The 21,768-nt window shown below is 66.4% G+C and carries 25 protein-coding genes and 2 pseudogenes; 19 read left to right on the forward strand and 8 right to left on the reverse strand.

Translation table 11 applies throughout. The features are described from left to right. Positions 1-31: 31 nt before the first annotated feature. Both EET03_RS09540 and EET03_RS09545 read right to left on the reverse strand, forming a co-directional pair. Positions 32-722: pseudogene (locus tag EET03_RS09540) on the reverse strand (gluconate 2-dehydrogenase subunit 3 family protein); the annotation flags it as partial. Between the two features lie 4 nt (positions 723-726). After that, positions 727-1,205, reverse strand: a pseudogene (locus EET03_RS09545) (hypothetical protein). A gap of 122 nt (positions 1,206-1,327) precedes the next feature. Here EET03_RS09545 and hemE point away from each other — a divergent pair. From hemE to EET03_RS09565, 4 genes are read left to right on the forward strand one after another with little or no spacing between them, the layout of a single operon-like run. After that, complete coding sequence (hemE, locus tag EET03_RS09550) at positions 1,328-2,419, forward strand: uroporphyrinogen decarboxylase (RefSeq protein ID WP_075540978.1); 1,092 nt, start codon at positions 1,328-1,330, stop codon at positions 2,417-2,419. Then, on the forward strand, positions 2,416-3,765 hold the full coding sequence (locus tag EET03_RS09555; protein WP_075540977.1) for a protoporphyrinogen oxidase: 1,350 nt from the start codon (positions 2,416-2,418) through the stop codon (positions 3,763-3,765). Before hemE ends, EET03_RS09555 begins: the two co-directional genes overlap by 4 nt. Positions 3,766-3,808: 43 nt before the next feature. Next, complete coding sequence (hemQ, locus tag EET03_RS09560; RefSeq protein WP_075540976.1) at positions 3,809-4,516, forward strand: hydrogen peroxide-dependent heme synthase; 708 nt, start codon at positions 3,809-3,811, stop codon at positions 4,514-4,516. Next, positions 4,513-5,262: a class I SAM-dependent methyltransferase gene (locus EET03_RS09565; RefSeq protein WP_099194093.1), complete on the forward strand. Its 750-nt coding sequence runs from the start codon at positions 4,513-4,515 to the stop codon at positions 5,260-5,262. The genes hemQ and EET03_RS09565 overlap by 4 nt, the downstream gene beginning before the upstream one ends. Positions 5,263-5,350: 88 nt before the next feature. Here the strand turns inward: EET03_RS09565 and msrB are convergent, their stop codons facing one another. The 4 genes from msrB to EET03_RS09590 are packed head-to-tail and all read right to left on the reverse strand — an operon-like array spanning position 5,351 to position 9,532. Further along, positions 5,351-5,758, reverse strand: a complete 408-nt coding sequence (msrB, locus tag EET03_RS09570; RefSeq protein WP_063469115.1) for a peptide-methionine (R)-S-oxide reductase MsrB — start codon at positions 5,756-5,758, stop codon at positions 5,351-5,353. A 4-nt stretch (positions 5,759-5,762) separates the two neighbouring features. After that, a complete protein-coding gene (aftC, locus tag EET03_RS09580) occupies positions 5,763-7,142 on the reverse strand; it encodes an arabinofuranan 3-O-arabinosyltransferase (protein ID WP_075540974.1) in 1,380 nt (459 codons plus the stop codon). Positions 7,143-7,164: 22 nt separating this feature from the next. Continuing rightward, entirely contained in the window at positions 7,165-8,790 is a 1,626-nt protein-coding gene (locus tag EET03_RS09585; protein ID WP_244232292.1) for an alpha/beta hydrolase, read from the reverse strand. Next, positions 8,750-9,532, reverse strand: coding sequence for a pyrimidine reductase family protein (locus EET03_RS09590; RefSeq protein ID WP_075540972.1), 783 nt, complete (start codon positions 9,530-9,532; stop codon positions 8,750-8,752). Before EET03_RS09590 ends, EET03_RS09585 begins: the two co-directional genes overlap by 41 nt. Here EET03_RS09590 and zapE point away from each other — a divergent pair. Then, positions 9,531-10,604: a cell division protein ZapE gene (gene zapE / locus EET03_RS09595; protein ID WP_075540971.1), complete on the forward strand. Its 1,074-nt coding sequence runs from the start codon at positions 9,531-9,533 to the stop codon at positions 10,602-10,604. The genes EET03_RS09590 and zapE overlap by 2 nt on opposite strands. Here the strand turns inward: zapE and EET03_RS09600 are convergent. Further along, entirely contained in the window at positions 10,522-11,181 is a 660-nt protein-coding gene (locus EET03_RS09600) for a GNAT family N-acetyltransferase (RefSeq protein ID WP_082274418.1), read from the reverse strand. The two genes, zapE and EET03_RS09600, sit on opposite strands and share 83 nt — an antisense overlap. Continuing rightward, the gene (locus tag EET03_RS09605) at positions 11,102-11,620 is read right to left on the reverse strand and encodes a hypothetical protein (protein ID WP_063469119.1); all 519 of its coding nucleotides are present in this window, start codon (positions 11,618-11,620) and stop codon (positions 11,102-11,104) included. The genes EET03_RS09600 and EET03_RS09605 overlap by 80 nt, the downstream gene beginning before the upstream one ends. A gap of 219 nt (positions 11,621-11,839) precedes the next feature. Here EET03_RS09605 and EET03_RS09610 point away from each other — a divergent pair, with 219 nt between their 5' ends. The 14 genes from EET03_RS09610 (at position 11,840) to EET03_RS09675 (ending at position 21,507) form a co-directional block, all read left to right on the forward strand. Further along, positions 11,840-12,169, forward strand: a complete 330-nt coding sequence (locus EET03_RS09610; RefSeq protein ID WP_075540970.1) for a DUF732 domain-containing protein — start codon at positions 11,840-11,842, stop codon at positions 12,167-12,169. Positions 12,170-12,316: 147 nt separating this feature from the next. Further along, positions 12,317-13,963: a tetratricopeptide repeat protein gene (locus EET03_RS09615; RefSeq protein WP_075540969.1), complete on the forward strand. Its 1,647-nt coding sequence runs from the start codon at positions 12,317-12,319 to the stop codon at positions 13,961-13,963. A 256-nt stretch (positions 13,964-14,219) separates the two neighbouring features. Beyond that, the gene (locus EET03_RS09620; protein WP_075540968.1) at positions 14,220-15,407 is read left to right on the forward strand and encodes a tyrosine-type recombinase/integrase; all 1,188 of its coding nucleotides are present in this window, start codon (positions 14,220-14,222) and stop codon (positions 15,405-15,407) included. Next, positions 15,397-15,933 (forward strand): hypothetical protein, encoded by a 537-nt coding sequence (locus EET03_RS09625; protein WP_075540967.1) that lies wholly within the window; start codon positions 15,397-15,399, stop codon positions 15,931-15,933. Before EET03_RS09620 ends, EET03_RS09625 begins: the two co-directional genes overlap by 11 nt. Before the next feature lie 91 nt (positions 15,934-16,024). Then, positions 16,025-16,216: an excisionase family DNA-binding protein gene (locus EET03_RS09630; protein ID WP_075540966.1), complete on the forward strand. Its 192-nt coding sequence runs from the start codon at positions 16,025-16,027 to the stop codon at positions 16,214-16,216. A 2-nt stretch (positions 16,217-16,218) separates the two neighbouring features. Next, positions 16,219-16,602 carry a DUF2742 domain-containing protein gene (locus EET03_RS09635; RefSeq protein ID WP_082274417.1) on the forward strand — a complete coding sequence of 128 codons (384 nt, stop codon included), beginning with the start codon at positions 16,219-16,221 and terminating at the stop codon, positions 16,600-16,602. Beyond that, positions 16,602-18,362, forward strand: a complete 1,761-nt coding sequence (locus EET03_RS30760) for an ATP-binding protein (RefSeq protein WP_208649027.1) — start codon at positions 16,602-16,604, stop codon at positions 18,360-18,362. The genes EET03_RS09635 and EET03_RS30760 overlap by 1 nt, the downstream gene beginning before the upstream one ends. Before the next feature lie 339 nt (positions 18,363-18,701). Beyond that, entirely contained in the window at positions 18,702-18,884 is a 183-nt protein-coding gene (locus tag EET03_RS09645; RefSeq protein WP_075540963.1) for a hypothetical protein, read from the forward strand. 2 nt (positions 18,885-18,886) lie between these two features. Next, complete coding sequence (locus EET03_RS09650; protein WP_075540962.1) at positions 18,887-19,066, forward strand: hypothetical protein; 180 nt, start codon at positions 18,887-18,889, stop codon at positions 19,064-19,066. A 76-nt stretch (positions 19,067-19,142) separates the two neighbouring features. Next, complete coding sequence (locus EET03_RS30180; protein ID WP_167470615.1) at positions 19,143-19,301, forward strand: hypothetical protein; 159 nt, start codon at positions 19,143-19,145, stop codon at positions 19,299-19,301. Next, complete coding sequence (locus EET03_RS09660) at positions 19,298-19,693, forward strand: helix-turn-helix domain-containing protein (protein WP_075540960.1); 396 nt, start codon at positions 19,298-19,300, stop codon at positions 19,691-19,693. The genes EET03_RS30180 and EET03_RS09660 overlap by 4 nt, the downstream gene beginning before the upstream one ends. A 2-nt stretch (positions 19,694-19,695) precedes the next feature. After that, positions 19,696-20,226 (forward strand): hypothetical protein, encoded by a 531-nt coding sequence (locus EET03_RS09665; protein ID WP_075540959.1) that lies wholly within the window; start codon positions 19,696-19,698, stop codon positions 20,224-20,226. Then, positions 20,223-20,606, forward strand: coding sequence for a DUF2190 family protein (locus EET03_RS09670; protein ID WP_075540958.1), 384 nt, complete (start codon positions 20,223-20,225; stop codon positions 20,604-20,606). The genes EET03_RS09665 and EET03_RS09670 overlap by 4 nt, the downstream gene beginning before the upstream one ends. Positions 20,607-20,622: 16 nt before the next feature. Continuing rightward, on the forward strand, positions 20,623-21,507 hold the full coding sequence (locus EET03_RS09675; protein WP_075540957.1) for a major capsid protein: 885 nt from the start codon (positions 20,623-20,625) through the stop codon (positions 21,505-21,507). Positions 21,508-21,768: the final 261 nt, after the last annotated feature.

Raw genomic sequence — 21,768 nt, forward strand, 5'->3', positions numbered from 1 at the left:
TTTCTGGCGCGGACTGCTCAAGGGCTCGCTTGGCTCCCGGAGCCTCGAAGGGTTCGCGGCTGCCCACACCGCCCAGCCGCATGAAGCCGCGGGGATAGGCCGGGCCGCCGAAGCCGATCTCGTTCCAGGCCCACGGATGGCTGTAGAAGCCGCTCAACGTCATCCGCATCACCCGACCAGGCCCGGGAGACGTTCAGCTTCTCCCAGCTGCCGCCGGACAACTCACCGTCGGCGAACCGCTGCACGACGGATTCGCGGGTCGCGAGATCGGCCGCCGCGAACGACTCCACCCCGGAGGCGATCTCGCGGGCTGTCTCGTCGAGACCCGACAGCACCAGGCGCCAGGTGTCGCGGTCGTCGGGCATGTCGGCGTATTGATAGCCGTCCAGCCGGCCGTCGGCGAGCTTGGCATCGACGAATTCGGCCACCGGTATCCGCGGCTCGGCGTCCTGAGCTAACACGGTGTCGCAGAACGCGCGCAGCGTCGGCTCCTGCGACTCGTCGAAGAACCGCAGCGGCCCCGGCTTTTCCAACCGGGCCAGCACCACTTTTCGGGCGGCCTCGTCCCAGGTGTCGACGGTCGACAGCACGTCGTAGTCGGGATAGCGGCCGATCATCTGCGGGGTGGTGCCGCGGCGTTGGCGCGGCAGCCAGGACGGATGCAGCGGCTTGCCGTCCGGTCGCAGTTTCGGCAGGTGGTGCCCGTTCGAGATGTCAGGCACGGCGCTACTTCTCCCGCCGCAGGACCGCCGCCAGCAGACCCATCGCCCCGACGATGCTCATCAGGCCGGGCGCGGCAATGGGTGGACCCATCGGCACGTTGTAGTTGTACAGCCGCCAACCGCCGGGGCGGCGCGCGACACCGCGAGCGTGGAAGTATTCGCCCAGCAGGCCGTTCGCCGCGTATATCGCCGCGGTCGCCGGCAGCCACCGCTTGGCCCAGCGCTTGGAGAACGCTCCGCCCACCCCGGCAACCACCACCGGCGGGGTGACGACGATCGAGCTCCACATCCATTTGTTGCCGAAGCTGGCGCGATAGTGCTCGAAGTACACCTCCGCGGTGGTCAAGGCGCCGCAAACGCCGTCAAGCCCGACAGCGACCGCTCGAAGCGACCGTGGGCGACGTTGTGCAACACCCGGTCGACGAAATACTCCGCCTCCTCGACCAAATGCCCGCCAGGTGCCGAATCTCGAGTCAGCAACATGAACCCGTCTCATTGCCTGCCATCTATGGGTCTTCGAGGGGCGAATTTCCGCACAATGCAGCGACCGCCGTATTGGGCAGTACCCAAACAACCCGGAGGGCACACCTGCCCGCGGGCCCGTCATGGCAGCATTGGGGCCAGTGAATACTCGTGCGCGTACCCGACGCGAGCTTCCGCACTCGCCCTATTTGGCGGCGGTGGCCGGCCGCAAACCCAGCCGAGTGCCGGTGTGGTTCATGCGGCAGGCCGGGCGATCGCTGCCCGAGTACCGGGCGCTGCGTCAACGGCACAGCATGCTGGACGCCTGTCTCGAGCCGGACGTGGCCTGCGAGATCACCCTGCAGCCGGTACGGCGCTACGGTGTGGACGCGGCGATCCTGTTCTCCGACATCGTGGTGCCGTTGCGGGCGGCCGGCGTGGAGCTGGATATCGTCGCCGATGTCGGCCCGGTGATCACCCACCCGGTGCGCACCGCCGCCGATATCGACCGCATCAAACCCCTTGACCCACAAGCGATTCAGCCCGTGCTGGAGACCGTTCAGCTGTTGGTCGCGGCGCTGGGCGACGTCGCGCTGATCGGCTTCGCCGGTGCGCCGTTCACGCTGGCCTCCTACCTGATCGAGGGTGGACCCAGCCGCCATTACGTCCGCACCAAAGCGATGATGCTGGCCGAGCCGGCCAGCTGGCATGCGCTGATGAGCAAGCTGACCGACCTCACCATCGCGTTTCTGCGCGGACAGATCGACTCCGGCGTGGACGCCATTCAAGTGTTCGACTCCTGGGCGGGAATGTTGTCGCTGGCCGACTACCGCCAATACGTGTTGCCGCACAGCGCACGGGTGTTCGGCATGCTGGCCGAACACGGCGTGCCGATGACGCATTTCGGGGTCGGCACCGCCGAGCTGCTGGGTGCCATGTCGGAGGCGCTCAAACCGGGGTCGGCGACCGTCGTCGGCGTCGACTGGCGGACCGCGCTGGCCGATGCGGCCGCCAGGGTGCAGCCGGGTACCGCGCTGCAGGGCAACCTCGATCCGGTGGTGCTGCTGGCGGGCTGGCCGGTGGTGGAACGCGCCGCCCGCACCGTCGTCGACGACGGACGCCGTGCCGTCGACGCGGGCGCCGCCGGGCACGTCTTCAACCTCGGCCACGGAGTGCTGCCGCAGACCGATCCGGGGGTACTGACCGAACTGGTTTCGCTGGTCCACTCGCTATGAGTCGGTGTTCGTATTGTGTTGTGGGCGGCGGGGTTTCGGGTTTGACGGCGGCCTATCGGTTGCGGGCCGCGGTCGGCGACGATGCGACGATCACGGTGTTCGACCCCGCTGACCGGCTCGGCGGGATACTGCGCACCGAGCTGGTCGGCGGACAACCCATGGATCTGGGCGCCGAAGCGTTCGTGCTGCGCCGGCCCGAGATGCCGGCGCTGCTGGCCGAGCTCGGCCTGGCCGGCCGGCAACGGGCCACCACCGGCGCCCGGCCGCTGATCTACAGCGGGCAGCAGCTGCATGCGTTGCCGTCGGGCACGGTGGTGGGGATCCCGTCGTCGGCGTCGTCGCTGGCGGGCCTCGTCGATGAGGCCACGACGGCGCGCATCGAGGCCGAGCCCGGTCGGCCGTTCAGCTGGCGTCCAGGTAGCGATCCCGCGCTGGCCGAGTTGGTGGCCGACCGGTTCGGCGAGCAGACGGTGGCCCGGTCGGTGGACCCGCTGCTGTGCGGGGTATATGCGGGCTCCGCGGCGACGATCGGGTTGCGCGCGGCGGCCCCCAGCGTGGCGGCGGCGCTCGATCACGGCGCCGCTAGCTTGACCGACGCGGTTCGGCAGGGGTTGCCGCCTGCCGGCGATGGACCGGTGTTCGGTGCGCTCGACGGTGGCTACCAGGTGCTGGTCGACGAGCTGGTCGCTCGTAGCCGGGCGCAGAGGGTGCGCGCCGCAGTGGTTGAGATCGGCCGAAGCGGTCATTGCTGGGAGTTGCACGACGAAACCGGTGCTCGCTGGCATGCCGATGCGGTGATCCTGGCCATCCCGGCCCCACGGCTGGTGCCATTGCTCGATGAGATCGCCCCGCGTAGCGCCGCGGCCGCCCGCCGGATCACAAGTGCCTCGTCGGCGGTGGTGGCGCTGGCGGTGCCGCTCGACACCCCGTTTCCACCGTGTTCCGGTGTGCTGGTGGCCAGCGGCGAGCGGTTACGCGCCAAGGCGATCACGTTGTCGTCACGCAAGTGGGGCCCGCGTGGGGACACGCAGCTACTGCGGCTGTCGTTCGGCCGCTTCGGCGACGACCTGGCCGAGCGCGCGTCCGACGAGGAGTTACTGGCTTGGGCGCTCGACGACCTGGCCACGGTGTTCGGCGTGACCGTGGACCCGATCGAATATCGCGTGCAGCGCTGGATCGAGGCGATGCCGCAGTACGGGCCGGGTCACGCGGATCTGGTCGCCGAGGTGCGTGCCGGCCTGCCTTCGGGAGTGGCCGTGGCGGGCAGCTATCTCGACGGGATCGGGGTGCCGGCCTGTGTGTCGGCTGCGGGGCGGGCGGTCGCCGGCATCGTCGAGGCCTTGTGAGGCCCTGAGCAGGTCCAGCCGCACAAGTGGCACGATAGGTGCCATGGCACGCCTCGACGCGAAACTAGACTTTGCCGCCTTGAATGCGACCATCCGCTACCTGATGTTCTCGGTGTTCGCGGTGCGTCCCGGCGAACTCGGTGAGCAACGCGACGCCGTGGTTGATGACGCAACAATGTTCTTCAAGCAGCAGGAGGAACGCGGCGTGGTGGTTCGCGGCCTCTACGACGTCGCCGGTCTGCGGGCCGACGCGGATTTCATGATCTGGACCCATGCCGAGCGGGTGGAAGCACTGCAGGCCACCTATGCCGACTTCCGGCGCACCACCGCCCTGGGGCGGGTCTGCACGCCGGTGTGGAGCAGTGTGGCGCTGCACCGGCCGGCGGAGTTCAACAAGAGTCACATTCCGGCGTTCCTGGCCGGCGAGGAGCCGGGCGCCTACATCTGCGTGTATCCCTTTGTGCGGTCCTACGAGTGGTATCTGCTGCCCGACGAGGAGCGTCGCCGCATGCTCGCCGAGCATGGCATGGCCGCCCGCGAGTACAAGGACGTGCGGGCCAATACGGTGCCGGCGTTCGCGCTGGGCGACTACGAATGGATCCTGGCGTTCGAGGCCCCCGAATTGCACCGCATCGTCGACCTGATGCGGGAGCTGCGGGCCACCGATGCCCGGCGGCACACCCGCGCCGAAACACCGTTTTTCAGCGGGCCGCGGGTGCCGGTGGAGCAACTGGTGGGATCGCTGCCATGACTGAGCCTGACCCTGCCGACCCCACCCGCTTCGAGGAGATGTATCGCGACGACCGCGTCGCGCACGGCCTTCCGGCGGCCACGCCGTGGGACATCGGCGGCCCGCAGCCGGTGGTCCAGCAACTCGTCGCCCTAGGCGCGATCAAGGGGGAGGTGCTCGATCCGGGCACCGGGCCGGGCCACCATGCCATCTACTACGCCGCCAAGGGCCTCTCGGCCACCGGCATCGACGGGTCGGTGGCCGCCATCGAGCGTGCCCGGGACAACGCGCGGAAGGCCGGCGTGTCGGTGGACTTCCGGGTGGCCGACGCCACCAAGTTGGAAGGGCTGGACGGCCGGTTCGACACCGTCGTCGACTGCGCCTTCTATCACACCTTCAGCACGGCCCCCGAGCTGCGGAAGTCCTACGTGCAGGCGCTGCACCGGGCGACCAAACCGGGCGCGCGCCTGTACATGTTCGAGTTCGGCGAGCACGACATCAACGGCTTCACCATGGAGCGGTCGTTGTCGGAGAGCGACTTTCGTGACGTGCTGCCGGTCGGCGGCTGGGAGATCACCTACCTGGGGCCGACGACTTATCAGATCAATCTGAGCGTCGAATCGATCGAGATGATGGCCGCGCGAAATCCCGACATGGCCGACGAGGTGCGGCCCATGCTGGAACGGTTCCGGGCGATGGAACCATGGCTGGTCGGTGGCCGGGTACACGCTCCGTTCTGGGAAGTGCACGCCACTCGGCTGGACTGACGGATGCCGCCGGGGGCAGATCCGCCGAAACTGAATTTCTGCAGCGAAAGTGCGATTAAGGGTCTGCGAAATTACCGGCTCGGCGGAGCTAGTCCGTCGGGACCAGGCGCAGCGAGATCGAGTTGATGCAGTAACGCTGATCCGTGGGCGTCGGATAACCCTCGCCGGCGAACACATGGCCCAGGTGGCTGTGGCAGTTAGCGCAGAGCACCTCGGTGCGCGTCATCCCCAGCGAGTGGTCGGGCCGCAGGATGACCGCTTCGGAGTTCGCCGGGTCGAAGAACGAGGGCCAGCCGCAATGCGACTCGAATTTCTCTGTGCTGCGGAATAATTCGGCACCGCATGCCCGGCACTGGTAGACGCCCTCGGTTTTGGTGTCGGTGTACTCGCCGGTGAATGGTCGCTCGGTGCCGGCTCGGCGCAGGACATCGAATTCCTGCTGGGTGAGCCTTTGGCGCCACTGGTCGTCGGTCAATTCCAGCTTCGGACGCGTCATGCCTTCACGCTAGCGCCAATGGTGGTGACCCGTCCCCCGCAAGCGGGGCGTGCCCCCAGCGCCCGGCTCCGCCGCGCTGGCGATCACCGCGCGCGCTCCCGCTCGGCGTCAGCCAGGTCGGATCGATACCACTGTCCAGCCGGTTTACGGCCTTGGCATCCAGGTAGCGGAAGTAGAGCACGGTGAATGTCACGATCAACAGCAGCGACCAGCCGTAGGTGATCTTCAGGTATTCCAGGGCGCGGCCCCACCGCATCCAGTTGAACAGCAACCAGCGGTCCAGCGTCATGAACCCGTAGATGCCCAGCCACGCCGGCCAATTGCGGATCACCGAGTTGGGCAGCACCACCGTCATCAAGAACGGGAACAGCATCATCGAGTAGTAGCCCTGGGCCAGCGACATCACCAGCCACGACCACAACAGCAGCACGCCCGACGACGTGGTGAACCAGAACAGCGGGTCGCGGGTGCGGTAGTAGCGGTACAACAGCCACAGGCTGCCCATCGCGAGCGCGGTGAACAGCAACCGCAGGAACACGATCAACCACGTCGGCAGGCCGAAGTACACGCCGTTGCCCTGGATCGAGCTGTTGAAGTAGTCGCGGGTGCCCAGGATGTAGGGCAGTGTCCGGGTAACGAAGTCCATCGGGTGGCTCACCAGTGGCAGAGCGGCCAGGTTGACGACGACGGGAACCACGATGGCGGCCACCACCGCCCGCCATTGGCGGTTCAGTAGAGGCAGCAACAGCAACGGACCCAGCAGCGGTTTGAGGACCAGCGTCAGCCCGATGGCCAACCCAGCCCACCACTGACGGCTGACTCTGCCGTCGAGCAGCCACCGCAGAAATAGCACCTCCAGCAGCAGGATGCAGCCGTTGATGTTGGTGAACACCAGGGTGTTGGTCACGGTCTCGGTGGCGAACATGGCCAGCAGCAGGGCAGGCGCGGCCACCGAGGACAGCGTGAAATTGAACATCCGCAGCAACAGGTACGCCGCGACGAGGATGGCCACGGTGTTGATGGAGATGAACAGGTAGCGCGACGGCGCGAAGGGCAGATACCCGAACGGTGCCATTAGCAGCGTGCCGCCCGGCGGATAGAGGTAATGCGGGTCGACGTAGTCGAAGTGCTCGTTGTAGATGTCCCAGCCATGCCGGAAGTTCAGCACCGCGCGGTAGACCGGCTTGAAGTCGTCGGTGATATTGCCGTTGGTGGTCAACACGATGCTGCGGTGCAGCACCGACAGAATGGCTGCCGGCCAGAGCGCCGCCCGCACGATCGACGCCGTGCTCGGTGCGCCGGTGCGGGGACGGAATGCGGCCAGCATCGATTCGCGTAGGCGGGTTCGAGTTGAGTCAGCTGCCGTCACCAGCGCACCGTACACCGGAGCTGCCGGCCGGCAGGTGTCAGGCGGGACAGTAGGTGTCGGTGCCGGGCAGCTTGCCGTCGTTGAGGTAGCCGACCAGCGGCGGCACCGCACAGGAGGAATAGATGCTGGCACCGTGGCCGATGCCCTGCCACATCACCCGCTTGCTCGCGGCGTTGGCGTTGATGACGGTGGCCGCCGTCTGCGCAACCCCGTCGACGCCGACGATCGGGTCGTCTTGCACCCCCATCAGCAAGACGTCGACCTTGAGGTCCTTCGGCAATTGCGGCGGCGAACCAGTGGGCCAGTGCACGCATTTGACCAGATTGAGCGCGGCGACCGTGCCGAACTGAGGATAGAGCTTCGCCCAGGCAACCACCAGTTCGCGTACCCGGTCCGGGGTCGGGCGGTTGACCGCGTCGCTGCACGAATTGACGAATTGGCCGTCGGTGTCCTGAAGGCCATCGGCGCGATTGATCAAGTTGGACAGCTGATTCATGTCACCGGCGCGGGCGGCCGCCAGTGCGTTGGCCAGCGTGGTGGTGGTGCTGATGCGGTCGCCGGTCGGAAAGCCCAGCGCGGTGGTGATCGCGTTGACGATCGACGCGACCGAGGCCCCGGGCCCCCGCAGCGAGCGAGCCGTGTTCAGCAGCGCGGTTACGGCACCTTTTGGATCCGGGCCCAAGGCGCAGTTGACCGCGACGCACTGCGCCGCGAACGCGTCCAGCGCCGCCTGCTGGCCTTTGACCTGTTGCTCGGCCTTGGCCTCGGCGCTGACACCCAAAGCGACCGGGGAGTCGAGGATCAGCCTGGCCACCTTGTCCGGGCGCGAGCCGGCATAGGTGAGCGCCACCTGTGCACCGTTGCCGATGCCGACCAGCGCGAGTGCGGGCACGTCCCACAGATTGCGCAGTCGCTCGAGGTCGGAGGCGGCGTGTCCGTTGTCGTAGGCGGAATCGGCAGGTGCGATGACGTCGGTGCAGCTCGTGGTGGCCTCGTTCGAGATTGCCGAGAGGTTGGCCACCGGATCGTCGCCGGTCTGGAACTGCGATTGATCGCGCATCTCGTCGCGCTGGAAGTGGTCGCGGCAATCAATCGGACTCGACATGCCCATGCCACGGCGGTCGACGGCGACAATCGGGTGACTGCGCAGTATGTCGGCGCCCGCATGTGACAACCAGACCGGCAGCTGCGTCGACGACGGCAGATCCGAACCGGTAGTGAAAACCAGCGGTCCCGCGTCACGCGGGGTTTGGCCCGAGCGGGCGCGGACCACGCCGATGGTGACCGACCCGGACCCACCGTTGACCGGGTCGAGGTCGGAGTCGAAGGTGGCGCAGTCCAGCTTGATGCCCGGAGCGGCGGGGATTGCCGCGTTCCCGTAGACCTGAGACGTGCAGTCGCGCCAGGACAGATCGTTCTTGGGAGCGGCGATCGGTGGCGGGCCGCTGAGGGGTGGTGCGGTGGTGGCGACGCCCTGGGGTTTGGCACCGCTATAGGTGGCAAAGCGCGGGTTGGCGCCGAGGACCGGGACGCAGCCGGTCAGCACCGTGGTCACCGAGCAGGCCATCGAGACCAGGACTGTTGCGGACGTGATGCGCCGACTCATGCCGACCACAGTAACGTCAGGCTTTGACGTAGCGGGTGTACAGATAACCGGCGTCATCGGTGAGCAGGTGGGCGCAGCGCATTCGGGTCTGCAGCTGCCCCGGTCCGGCGGCAATGCGCCGGGCCAGACCGCCCACCACGAACGGTGCAATCGTCAGGCACAGTTCATCGAGCAAGCCGCGCTCGATGAACGATCCGAGCAGTATCGGTCCGCCCTCGGTGAGGATACGACGCAGACCGCGCTCGGCAAGCCTGGCCAGCAGCAGTGCTTCGTCGACCTTGGCCGGATCGGTGTCAGAGCAGTCGACCACCTCGGCGAGGCCGGTCAGGCGCCGTCGCGTCTCGTCGGCCACCGCCGTGGCGGTGAGCACCAGAGGTGGCACCTCGGTGCGGGTGAACACGGCCAGATCCCGGGCGAGGTGACCGGACTCGGTGACGATCGCCAGTTGCGGGACCTCGCTTTGGCCGCGCAGCTGTCGCTGGCCGCGTGCGGCGACGCCGAGCTGAGCGCCGGAGTAGCCCTCGACGCGCACTGTGCCCGCGCCCACCACGATCACGTCCGCCAGTTCACGCAGCAGGAGGAACACCACCCGGTCGCCCGGCCCGCCGAGCCCGCCGCTGGTGCCGGCGACGGTGGCGCCGCCGTCGAGGCTGCTGATGAAATTGGCCCGTACCCAGGTGCGGTTGGTGTCCGCCGGGTAGCCGTAGAGCTCGGGTAGGTCGGCTTCGTCGAGTGTGCGGTCGGATCCGAGCAGCGTCAGGCGGATGCCGGCGGCCGGGCCGGCCCCGAAGTCGGGCATGAGTGTGATTGCAGCACGCCGCTACAGTGCCAGCATGCACGGGTCCGCCGCTGCGGGAGCCGGCGGCCGGGTGGGCCGCTTGGTGGATCGGCATCCTTCGGTGTCGCCTGAACGGCTGATCGCCCAGCTGCGGCCGCCTCCTACCTTCGCCGAGGTGAGCTTTGCGACGTATCGGCCCGATCCCGCAGAGCCGACTCAGGCTGCCGCGGTGCTGGCCTGTCAGCAGTTCTGCCGGCACGCCGTCGAGCGGCGGGCGGGCCGCAAGAAGCTGTTCGGCAAGCGAGAGGTGCTGCCCGGGATAGGCCTGTACCTGGACGGCGGCTTCGGGGTGGGCAAGACCCATCTGCTGGCATCGTCTTATTACCAGCTGCCGGGACAGCGCCCCAAGGCGTTCGCGACCTTCGGGGAGTTGACTCAGCTGGCCGGCGTGTTCGGTTTCGCCGAATGCATCGACCTGCTGGCGCACTACACCGCGGTGTGCATCGACGAGTTCGAGCTGGATGACCCGGGTAACACCACGCTGATCTCGCGGATGCTCTCCGCGCTGGTCGAACGCGGTGTGTCGGTGGCCGCCACGTCCAACACGCTGCCCGAGCAACTGGGCGAGGGTCGCTTTGCCGCCCAGGACTTCTTACGTGAGATTCACACGCTGGCAAGCATTTTCACCACGGTACGGATCGAGGGGCCGGACTACCGCCATCGTGGCCTGCCGCCGGCGCCGCCGCCGTTGTCGGATGCGGACGTGGCCGCGCGGGCCGCCTCCGTCCGCGGGGCTACCCTCGACGACTTCGACGCCCTGTGCGCACACCTGGCCACCATGCATCCGTCGCGTTATCTGACGTTGATCGAGGGGGTGACGGCGGTGTTCTTGACCGGCGTGCACGGCATCGACGACCAAAACGTCGCGCTGCGGCTGGTTGCGCTCACCGATCGCCTGTATGACGCCGGCATTCCGGTGGTGGCCTCCGGGGCGAAGCTGGACACCATCTTCAGCGAGGAGATGCTGGCTGGTGGCTACCGCAAGAAGTATCTGCGGGCCACGTCACGCCTGTTAGCGCTGACTGCCCGGTGACGGGCCGGGTCATGACGTAGTCGTGCTCCTGGTGATTGCCCAGCTGAAACGTTCTGGCTCCGCTGACGGTGAAGCCATTCTTGAGGTAAAAACGTTGGGCGCGAACATTTTTCCGGTTCACTCCGAGCCACACCCGGTGAACGCCCCACGCGGCGGCCGTCGACAACGCGGCATTCATCAACGCCGAGGACACACCCTTGCCGTGAAAGTCGGGTATTACGTAGAGCTTTGACAGCTCGGCTGAGTCATCACGGTCGATACCGCGAACGAGCATGGCGTAACCGACAATTCGGCCCTGGTCCCGGGCGGCCAGAACGGCGCGCCCCTGATCGCTCAGATACTCGGCGAACCGGATCGCCGACAGGTTCGCGTCGATGAAGGACGCGATGTGTTGCGGGGCCACCGACGGCGGACAGGCCAGCGGAAAGGTCTGTGCGGCAACGGCGGCCAACTCGGCCGCGTCGGCGGAATCCGTCGGGGTGATCTGAACGGTCAGGTCACAGGTTCCACTGGGCGAGGTGTTGGCCGGTCTTTCTGTCCAGCAGGACGACGACGGAGACCGGGTCACGGTAGGCATCCCAATAGACTCCGCCGCGGACGATCGCGCCCTGCGGGGCGTTGCCCAGCGCGGCGTCCAGCCAATCGGGTGCGTCGCAGGGCCGCGGCTTGTACGCGTCGGCGAACTGGGTGACTCCGTCGAAGCTGAAGTTGGTCGCCATGATGTAGGAATTGGGCACCCGGACGGCGCGGACCGTCACGTCGGCCCGGTTGACCGCGCTGCCGGGGAAGCTCTTCACCGGGACGCCGCTGCGCGTGTAGCCGAAGCCGGGTGGTGGGTCGACGGGTTCGACGCTGCTGACGGTCACGTCGGCGACGTAGGTGCCGGTGTCCACCCGCAGCGTGTCACCGATGTGGCCGATGGGTGCGTCGCCGGCCCACGCGCGGGGAGTGGCTGGCGCCAGCACACCCGCTGCGGCGACGAGGAAGGTGGAAAGGATGATCAGCCAGCGCTGCATCGGTGCCTCCTCGGCTCCCTATTCGGGGACCTTCGCATGATTGCACATGCCGTAACGGGTAGGGGAGGGGTCGCCCGTCGGGCGTCTTGCCGGGCCTGCTGTCACTGGCGAGGGCCGGACACGGCACCAGGTCTTGGCCCGCGAAATCATTCAAAGTTCACCTTCCGTTCGCCGCGCGACGTGCATGCTCTCCGGTGGCTTTGGGACAATTCGGAGGTCATGAGACTCCTACTGGTGCTGGCCGGCGTTGCCGTCGTCATCGGCTTGGCAGCGCCCGCGCGCGCCGACGACAAACAAGATCAAGCGTTCCTGGTGGCACTGGGAGCTGCCGGCATCACCTACCAGAACGCCGGCGCGACGATCGCCACCGGCAAGAAGGTGTGCGACATGGCTAAGGAGGGTAAGTCGGCGATCGAGGTCGTCACATACCTGCAAGGCCTCAGCCCGCAGCTGACGCAGCCCAACGCCGCCAGATTCACCGCGATCGCGGCCGGGGTTTACTGCCCCGAGCAATTGCCAGGCAGCGGCAAACCCGACAGCGGGGGCTGAACGCCTGCGGCCGAGGGGTGATCGAATCCTTCGCGGCGCGGTGGGAGCACCGAGTGTGCATCTGACGACGCGACACGCCGGGTGGGCGTCGCCAGATGCACGTTCGGCGAGAGCTGCTTCGGCCTTGGAGCGCGCTATGGTGCGGGAATGACTGCCGAGTATTTCGACCTCGGCTCCTATCACCGGCCAATCGAGACCTCTTCCGCGGAGGCGCAGCTCTGGTTCGACCGCGGGCTGATATGGGCGTATGCGTTCAACCACGAAGAGGCCGTTCGGTGCTTCGAGCGAGCCCTGGCACTCGACCCGGAGCTGGCCATCGCGCGGTGGGGAATCGCTTATGCGGTCGGACCCAACTACAACAAGGCGTGGGACGCGTTCGACCCGGTCGACCTGAGCGGGTCGCTGGCCCGCGCGCGTGCGGAACTCCAGCTGGCCGAGCGCGGCCGGGCCACTCCGGTGGAGCAAGGCCTGATCGCCGCGCTGTGGACCCGCTTTCCCGTCGGCGACCTGCATGCGGGCGTAATCGCCTATGCCGACGCGATGACTTCGCTGGCCGCTGACTACCCCGACGACGTCGACGTGCAAGCCCTGGCCGCCGACGCGCTGGTGAATGTCACTGCGTGGGCCCTGTGGGACACCGCGACCGGTGAGCCGGCGGCAGGTTCGCGGGTGGTGGAGGCCAAGCGGATCCTCGATGCGGCGCTGGCGACGCCGGCCGGTCGCGAACACCCGGGGATCCTGCATCTGTACCTGCACACCATGGAGATGTCGGCGACTCCGGAGGACGCCCTGCCGGCGGCGGACTTGCTGCGCGGCCTGGTGCCTGACGCCGGGCATCTGCAGCACATGCCCAGCCACATCGACGTGCTGTGCGGCGATTATCGCAGCTCGGTGACGGCCAATCTTGCTGCGGTACAAGCAGACCGGCGCTTTGTGAGCCGCGAGGGCCCGTTGAACTTCTACTCGCTGTACCGCGCGCACGATCTGCACTTCATCGTCTATTCGGCGATGCTGGAAGGCCGGCTGCAGATGGCGTTGCAGGCCGCCGACGAGCTCGCCGGTCAGCTGACGGCCGAGCTGCTGTTGATCGAATCCCCGCCGATGGCCGACTGGCTCGAAGCGTTCGTGGCGTTGCGGACGCACGTGCTGGTGCGGTTCGGCCGGTGGGACGAGCTGATCGCGCAGCCGCTGCCGGACAACCAGGACCTGTACTGCACCACGACGGCGACGATTCACTACGGACGGGGAGTCGCGCTGGCGGCCACCGGTCAACTGGCGCAGGCAGCTGCCGAGCGCGGCGCGTTCACCAAGGCCCATGCGCGGATACCGTGCTCGCGGTGCCTGTTCAACAACACCAGTCGAGACATCCTGGCCGTGGCCGCTGCCATGCTCGACGGTGAAATCGCCTACCGCGAAGAGCGCTTCGACGAGGCGTTCGGCCATCTGAGACGCGCCGTCGAGTTGGACGACACGTTGCCCTACGACGAGCCGTGGGGTTGGATGCAGCCCACTCGGCATGCGTATGGTGCGCTGCTGCTCGAGCAGGGGCACGTCGAAGAAGCGGCGGCCGTCTATGCCGCCGACCTCGGTCTGGACCCCACCTTGGCCAGACCCTGCCAGCACCCCGGCAACGTCTGGAGCCTGCACGGGTACCACGAATGCCTGCAGCGGCTTGGCCGTACCGCCGAAGCCGCGCTCATCGGCCAGCAGCTCAGGCTGGCTGTTGCGCGCGCCGACGTGCCGATTCGTGCGTCATGTGCGTGCCGACTCGACGTGTCGTCGTGCTGCGACTGACGGCGCTTGTGGGCACGTAACTGGCGCTGTCAGGCGCATAAATGCCCCCTGACCTGCACAAACACTGGTGCGCGATACTGGGATTGAATTTGCGCCTGAGCAAACTTCCGATTGTGTGTTCTACCTGCATCAACAGGTCGTTAAGCTGCTGATACGCCAAACAGTACCGCTGGAAGCAAGCGGAAGCAAGCGGAAACAGCTACCGTCTGATGTAAGCTGATGTGGTGCATATGTGGTGCAACAGTAACGCCGGGCAGTGAGCCCCAGGAAGCCGCCACCACGTTCGACCCGGCGCAGCTTCGGACGCCTGCGTCAATTCCGCAGCGGTCGCTGGAAAGCCTCCTACACCGGCCCCGACGGCAAGCTCTATGAAGCTCCGAGCACCTTTGCCGCCAAGATCGACGCGGAAGCATGGCTGACCGACCGCCGCCGGGAAATCGATCGCGAACTTTGGTCCCCGCCGGCCAGCGGTGAACAGAAGCGCACGGCGGCCCAGCGGAAGAAAGCCGCCGCCGAGAAGTTTGAGGACTACGCCGCACGCTGGGTCGCCACCCGCATGGTCAAGGGCCGACCGCTACGCCCCCGCACCATCGCCCACTACGAGAAGCTGCTCGACGACCACATCAAGCCCACTTTCGGCAAAAAGCCGATCCGCGACATCACCATGTCCTCGGTAGACCGGTGGTACGCACAGACGCTGACCGATCAACCGACCATGCGGGCGCACTGTTATTCGCTGTTGCGCACGATCTTGGAAACGGCCCGCATCCGGGACCGCCTGATCGAGGTAAACCCGTGCGCGATCCGGGGGGCCGGCACGGTGACCCGCAAGATCAAACCCAAACCGGCAAGCATTGAACAACTAGCGACGATCGAGGCAGCAATGCCCGACCAATACCGGCTCATGGTGCCGCTGGCGGCGTGGTGTGCGCTGCGGTTCGGCGAACTTGTCGAGCTGCGCCGCGGCGACATCGACCTGAAAGAGAGCGTGGTCAGGATCCAGCGTGCGGCCGTGCGGGTCGACGGCGGATGGTTGGTCGGTGACCCGAAATCAGACGCCGGTATTCGTGACGTTGCGATGCCGCCACACATCCTTCCCGCAGTGAAAGCGCACCTGGCGCAGCACGTCGCGCGCGGCAACGACGCACTTTTGTTCCCGGCCAAGAACGGCGGCCATCTACAGCCTTCGACGTTGAACCGGCACTACTACAAGGCCCGAACCGTAGCCAAGCGAAACGATCTGCGCTGGCATGATTTACGGCACAGCGGCGCCACGCTTGCCGCGCAAACCGGGGCCACACTGGCCGAATTGATGGCCCGACTCGGACATTCCACACCGCAGGCCGCAATGCGCTACCAACACGCCACACAGGGCCGCGACCGCGAAATCGCCGCGCTCCTAAGTAAACTCGCCGATAGTAAGTTGAGTCACGATGACAGGTAATCTCAGCTCGTTATTTCCCTGGCATGCGGAGTGGTGGCGTACTCACGAAAAGATGCCGCCAACACTGGTACTGCGCTGCGGAATTAATGGATGCGGGAGCCGAGTCGGAGAAGTCAAGACTGATGGTGACGACGTAATTGCGTTGATGTTGACCAGGTTTGGTGAGCGTACCGTAACGTTCACTCCCCGTGTTACCGAGGAAAGCCTGGGATTCCCGCCCGGTACGGTGCTACGAGATGCCAAGATCGGCGAGACGCTGGCTGAGCAGCAAACCCGCAAGTTTGAAGAGTTGGACGCCGAAACGATCCGTTACGTCGGCCCTGATACCCGAGTGGCAAAGCGGTACAACGCCGCGTCTGTCGTTATCCCGATCGAAGTCCTGGGGTACATCGTCTGTCCTGTTCATGGCCTTGTCGATGTGCCTGACCCTGATGCCACGGTCGCTGACATCCGCAGGATCCTTGCCGGTGCGACACACGCCACCCGACGACAATACGTGATATTCCGCGATGATCCCGTAGACTAGCTTGCAAGCCCCGCGGTGCGCGGAAGCCCGGATCGTGAGACCGGGATTAGGTGTAGGCAGCCGAAACAGCCGAAGAAAGGCTAGTTTCGCTGTGTCCGATACAATTCGCCACAAATACATTTCGATCCAGCAGGCCGCCGAGTATCTCGGTGTAACCGATCGCTGCATCCGAATGATGATCGCCGATGGACGGCTGACTGGATACAGATCCGGCCGGCGACTGGTGCGACTACGCGTTGACGAGATAGACGCCGCGATGAAGCCGTTCGGCGGTGCGGCGTGACCATGCCGCCTGACGACGTGAGAAGGCCGGCCCCGCCACAGGACCGGCCCACCGATGACCACACATCTGTAGCCATCATATCCCACCAGGTGGGCTGGTGGGACGTCCACCTGTATGTGTCGCCGCTGCTGGCCGCGGCCGTGTCGTGGCCGATGATCGGCACGCCGGCCTGGTGTCAGCTCGACGACACCGACCCGGCTAAGGTCGCGGCCGTCTACGACGCCGCCCAGCACTGGGCGCTGCGGGTAGAGACCGCCCAGGAGGCGCGGGCCGAGGCGTCACGTGACATATCCGCGGCCGAGGACTGGGGTGCGGTGGCGCGCGGTATCCGCCGGCACGCCGACGCGGTACGCAGCGGGGCGTACATCCCGCGGGTGGTGATCTGATGGCCGCCGCCGAAAAGCGCTCGCAGGCATCGCAGCTCGTCGACATGGCGCTGGCCGACTATCAGCTCGGCGTCAGTGACGACGGACAGCCGTATGGTACGTATCCCTACGCCCCGCATGTTGCGCTGCCGTTGCGCGGCGGCAAGCTCGGGTTGCGCAATGCGCTGGCCCGCAGCTACTTCCGCCGGTTCGATGTGGCGCCGTCGTCGCAGGCTCTGTCGGATGCGTGCGCGACGATAGAGGGTTTCGCGGCCGAGAAGCAGCCGCGCACACTGCATCTGCGGGTCGCCGAGCATGGCGGCACGGTGTACATCGACACCGCCAACCAGGCTGATCGGGTCATCGAGATCAGCGGCGGCGCATGGCGTCTCGCCGACACAGCCCCGGTGATGTTCCGGCGCACCGAGCTGACCGCGAGCATGTGCGACCCAGTGGCCGGCGGAGACGTGAGCCTGTTGTGGCGCCACATCAACATCGCCGAGACCGACCGGCCAGTGCTGCTGGCGGTCCTAGTGGCCGCGCTCATCCAGCCCGGCGCCCCGCACGTCATCCTGGCACTTGTGGCCGAGCATGGCTCGGCCAAGTCCACAACAGCGAAACGCCTGGTGTCGCTGGTCGATCCGTCGATAGCGCCGCTGCGCATGCCCCCGCGCGACATCGATCAGTGGGTGACGGCCGCAAATGGATCGTGGATGGTCGCCGTCGACAACGTGTCGACCGTGCCACCGTGGTGGTCGGATGCCTTGTGTCGCGCGGCAACCGGCGACGCGCTGACCAAGCGGCGCCTGTACACCGACGCCGACTTGGCCGTCCTGAAGTTCCGGCGGGTCGTTTTGCTCAACGGCATCGACTTGGGCGGTCTGGCCGGTGACCTGTCTGATCGGCTGGCGCTGGTCGAGCTGGGGTGTGTCACGCCCGATAAGCGCCGCAGCGAGGCCGATCTAGATCGGGGGTGGCGCATCCACTGCCCGCTGATCTTGGGCGGTCTGCTCGACCTGGCGGCCAAGGTGCACCAGCGGCTGGACACCGTCACGGTGACCGGCGGTCTGCCGCGGATGGCCGACTACGCGCGCGTGCTGGCCTGTATGGACGAGATAGCCGGCAGCGACGGCCTGGCACGCTATCGGGACCGTGCCACGCGGTTGGCCGCGGACAGCTTGGCGTCGGACTCGTTCGTGGCCGAGCTGGTGGCCAACCGGTACCGAGCTGACAGGCTGACATCCCGGCAGATTCTCGGCGGGCTGACCCCGGAGGATAAGAGCTGGCGCCGGCCGCGCGACTGGCCCCGCAACGCCCGTGTCGTCACCACCCAGCTAACGAGGCATGCCCCGGCACTACGGACGCAAGGGTGGACTGTCGAGCATGACGGCGGCCGTACTGAGGACGGCATTACTCGCTGGACCATCACCCCGCCAGACAAAACCCGGAAATCTGACCCGTCTGACCCGTCTGACCCGTCACCACAGGTCAGCGGCCAAAAATCAGACGGGTCAGACACGGGTCAACGGGTCAGTGACGGGTCAGACGGGTCAGACGGGTCAGAGACTGGTTACGGGCTTTTCTCTGACCCGTCCAAAAATGGTGCTCTGACCAGCAGCGACGGGTCACACGGGGAAACGGGTCACGGATACGGGCCATCTCTGGCCGTGGTGCCGTGCTCCCTATGCGGGCAGGACATGTACGCCCCGGCGTCGGTGGCCCGCGGCCACTGCGAGCGCTGCCATTTGGCCGGCGCAGCAAACACCGGAGGCCGGTCATGACCACCGCCGACACCATCGCCTTACCCTTCGGTCTGACCGCCATCTACGTGCCCCGCGCCGGCCGCACCCCAACCCGCCCGCCGGCACCGCCCGGCGATCCGGCACCGACCCCGCGCGGACACCGGCAGGCGCCGCGACGGCCCGGCGACGACCCGTTGCCACTGCCCGCACCACCCCACAGTCGGGTGGGGGTCAGCGGCGTGCCCCCCCACCTAGCTCGCGGACCCGCTCGGCTCATTGGGTGGCATTCCGCGTGCCGTAACCAAGTCGAGGTCGCAAGGGGGGTTGGGCGTGTGATTTCCATGTCCCAACCAATTGGAGGGAAAGGAAACCCTTGTTATGGGCGAACCTGATGACAACGACGACGAGATGAACTTCGCTTACCTCGAAATCGTGGTCGGCGGCGATCCGGGCCATCTCGGCGACGATGAGCCGACGATCCAGCCGTTGTGCACCGAGTGTGTCAGGGGACTGCCCGACGGCGACGACGGTTTGTGCGGATTTTGCCGGGCGGTGATTTGAGCATGAAACAGAATGGGGTGCGAGATATTCGGGCGCGTGCCTGGCCCGGCAACAGTGGCCGAATCCAGATCCAGATCGGGGTTTTCCGCTTCACAGCGCTGGCTGATGAGGCCGTCGAATTCGCCCGGCAGCTCGTCGCGGCAGTCGACGAGTTACGCAGTGGCGTCCAGCATGCTCAGTGACACAACCGATTTGTTGCATTTGCGTTGGCGCTCAGCGCAGTTGCTCGCCGCTGTCACCCGGGGCGACGATCGCCAGGTGCAGGCACTCCTGAGTGCGATGGACATTGAGGGCGTCGACCCTGGGGACCGGCGCGACGAAATCGCGCTGCTGCTGCACGAGTTCGGCCCGCGACCTATCGCGGCCCTGGGCGTCGAGATCGGCCGGCTGTGGTTGAAGCTGAGGCAGCAGCCATGATCGAGCGGGTTGACGGGGTGGTGCTCAGCGTGGCGGATGTGCGGTATGCGCTAGCCGCGTTCGCTGCGTTGTTGGTCGATCGGACCCCGACGGCTCGGCTCGATCAGTTCATCGGGCAGCTTCGGAAATCTGTTTCCTGCGCCAGTGATAATCCCGCGACATGCCGCGTCGACGCCAGAGAAGTTGGCAGCCAGCAGGATTCGGCGCACACTGCCCGCTATGACCTGTTGGACACCGGAGAAGCCGCGGCGATCCTCGGCATCGGGCCCAACGGCGTCCGCGATCTGGTCCGCCGCGGTAAGTTACCCGCGCACCGCGTCGGCGGCCGGCTCCTGCTCCCGGCCCTGCTGGTCGTCGAGCGCGCCGAGCGGCGCGCGGGCAAGCGGAGCTGATCATGCCTGACGTGCGGACCTTGCGCGGTATCGAGCTGATCAAGGTCGGCCGATGGGACGCCAAGACCGGCGTGATGCGCACCACCGCACGGGATCTGGTAAGTGCCGTCGAGGCATTTAAGGCTGGCGTGGTGCACCGCCCGGCGCTCAAGCTCGGGCATGTCGAGCCTCTTGGCGAGGGTGACCCGGCAATGGGGGTGATCGACAACATGCGAGTGTCGGCCGACGGGCAAACGCTGATCGGTGACTTCGTGGGTGTGCCGGCCAAGCTCGCCGAGATCATGCCGTGGGCCTACCCCGGCCGCAGCGTCGAGGCGATCTACGACTACCGGGACCAGAGCGGCCATGAGTGGCCGATGGTCATTACGGCCGTGGCACTACTTGGCGCGTACGGCCCAGCAGTGACGTCGCTCAAGTCGCTGGCTGACGTCGAGGATCTGTACGCCGCACGCGTGGCATGTGACCGCGCCGTGAAGGTGGCCGCCGCACGGCGGCGCCGTACCCAACTTCTCACCTCGAAGGGGATTCGATGAGCACGACCTTGAAGAACATTTCCGTGTATAACCCGGGCCAGGACATCACCGGCGAAGCGGGCGGCAGTATCACCGCCCGCACGTTTCTCAAGATCAACGGCAACCGCACCGGCGGCGGCAACATCAACGTGGTGACCGCTACGGCGGCGGGGCGGGTGTGCGGGGTTGCGGCCAACGACGCTGCCAGCGGTGAGTTGGTGACCATCGCCCGCGGCAACAGCCGCGTGGTCAAGGTGACGACCGCCGGCATCGTCGTCGCGGGCGCCGAAGTCGAGGTGGGCAGCGCCGGCAAGGCCGTCACCCTCGATGCGGGCGTGGCCGTGGGCTACGCCATCACCGGCGCCGCCTCGGGCGCCGACGCCGAAATCTCCCTTTACTAACGAACAGGAACCGCACATGGTCAACGCATTGATTCCCGAGCTGTCTGGCCGCCGGCTCACCGTCGACATCGCACTCAAGCAGCCCCAGTACATCCGGTCGCGCATCGCCAAGCTAGCGGATGATCAGATTTTGCTGGACAAGTTCTACAACATAGCCGGGTTCAAGGTGGAGGCTGGCGGCTTCCTGTACAACGTGATCCAGGCCTCAGACTTCTTTACCTCGGACGTGGAAAAGCGTTCTCCCCGAAGCGAATACCGCACCGTTGAAGGCGTCGACCCCGACCCGAAGCTCGCGCTCGTCGAGGATTGGGGCGGCAAATTCCAGGTCGGTATCGAGGAGATCACGCGCAACAACGTCAGTTACCTTGATCAGCAGACAACGCAGCTGGCCAACACCATCACCCGCAAGCTCGACGTGCGGGGCATGGCTGAGTTGACTGCGTCCGTTACCGGCGCCAACGTTGTGCCCGGCAACGACTGGTCGACCTTGGTGACGATCGGCCCACTGGACGGGTTGACCCCCTCAGCCGATCTGCCGACCGCCGACCTGTCGGCCGCCCAGCTGGCCAGTGACCTGCAGGAACTCGGTGTCAAGCACAACCTGCTGGTCGTGCATCCAAATGAGGCGCACAGCCTGCGCGTGGCGTATGGCGACCGGCTCGACGCCATGCTCAAGAGCGCGGGCATCGAGAGCATGTTTGCCAACCCGCGCGTCACTGCCGGCACCGCCTGGGCCGTCGAGCGCGGCATGGTCGGCACGGTGGGCTTTGAGTGGCCGCTCACTGTGGACGTGTGGGAAGACAAAGCAACCCGCTCTTGGTGGGTCCAGGCCTACGTAGTCCCGGCGTTTGCCGTCGATCGTCCTTTTGCCGCAAAGAAACTCACCGGGCTTGCCGGTTAAGCCGAAGTTAATCCGGGTTTTGGCGTGGATCTGGGGTGTGAGCTGCGGTTCAGTCTGTTGACCCGCAAGAAATGTAGACAAAATAGAGTGTGTCGTTCACGGGATTTCTTCGTCGGGATGGCTAGGATTACCTATATGTCACGCCGTAACGAGAAGGTGCACGTAGCCAAAGTGCGCAGGGCTCACGTGACCGGCTCCGGTGAGAAGCGTTGCTACGAATCGGTGTATCTGCGCCGTACGTTCCGCCAAGGCGGCAAGGTG

Source organism: Mycobacterium innocens, assembly GCF_900566055.1.
Taxonomy (GTDB): Bacteria; Actinomycetota; Actinomycetes; order Mycobacteriales; family Mycobacteriaceae; genus Mycobacterium; species Mycobacterium innocens.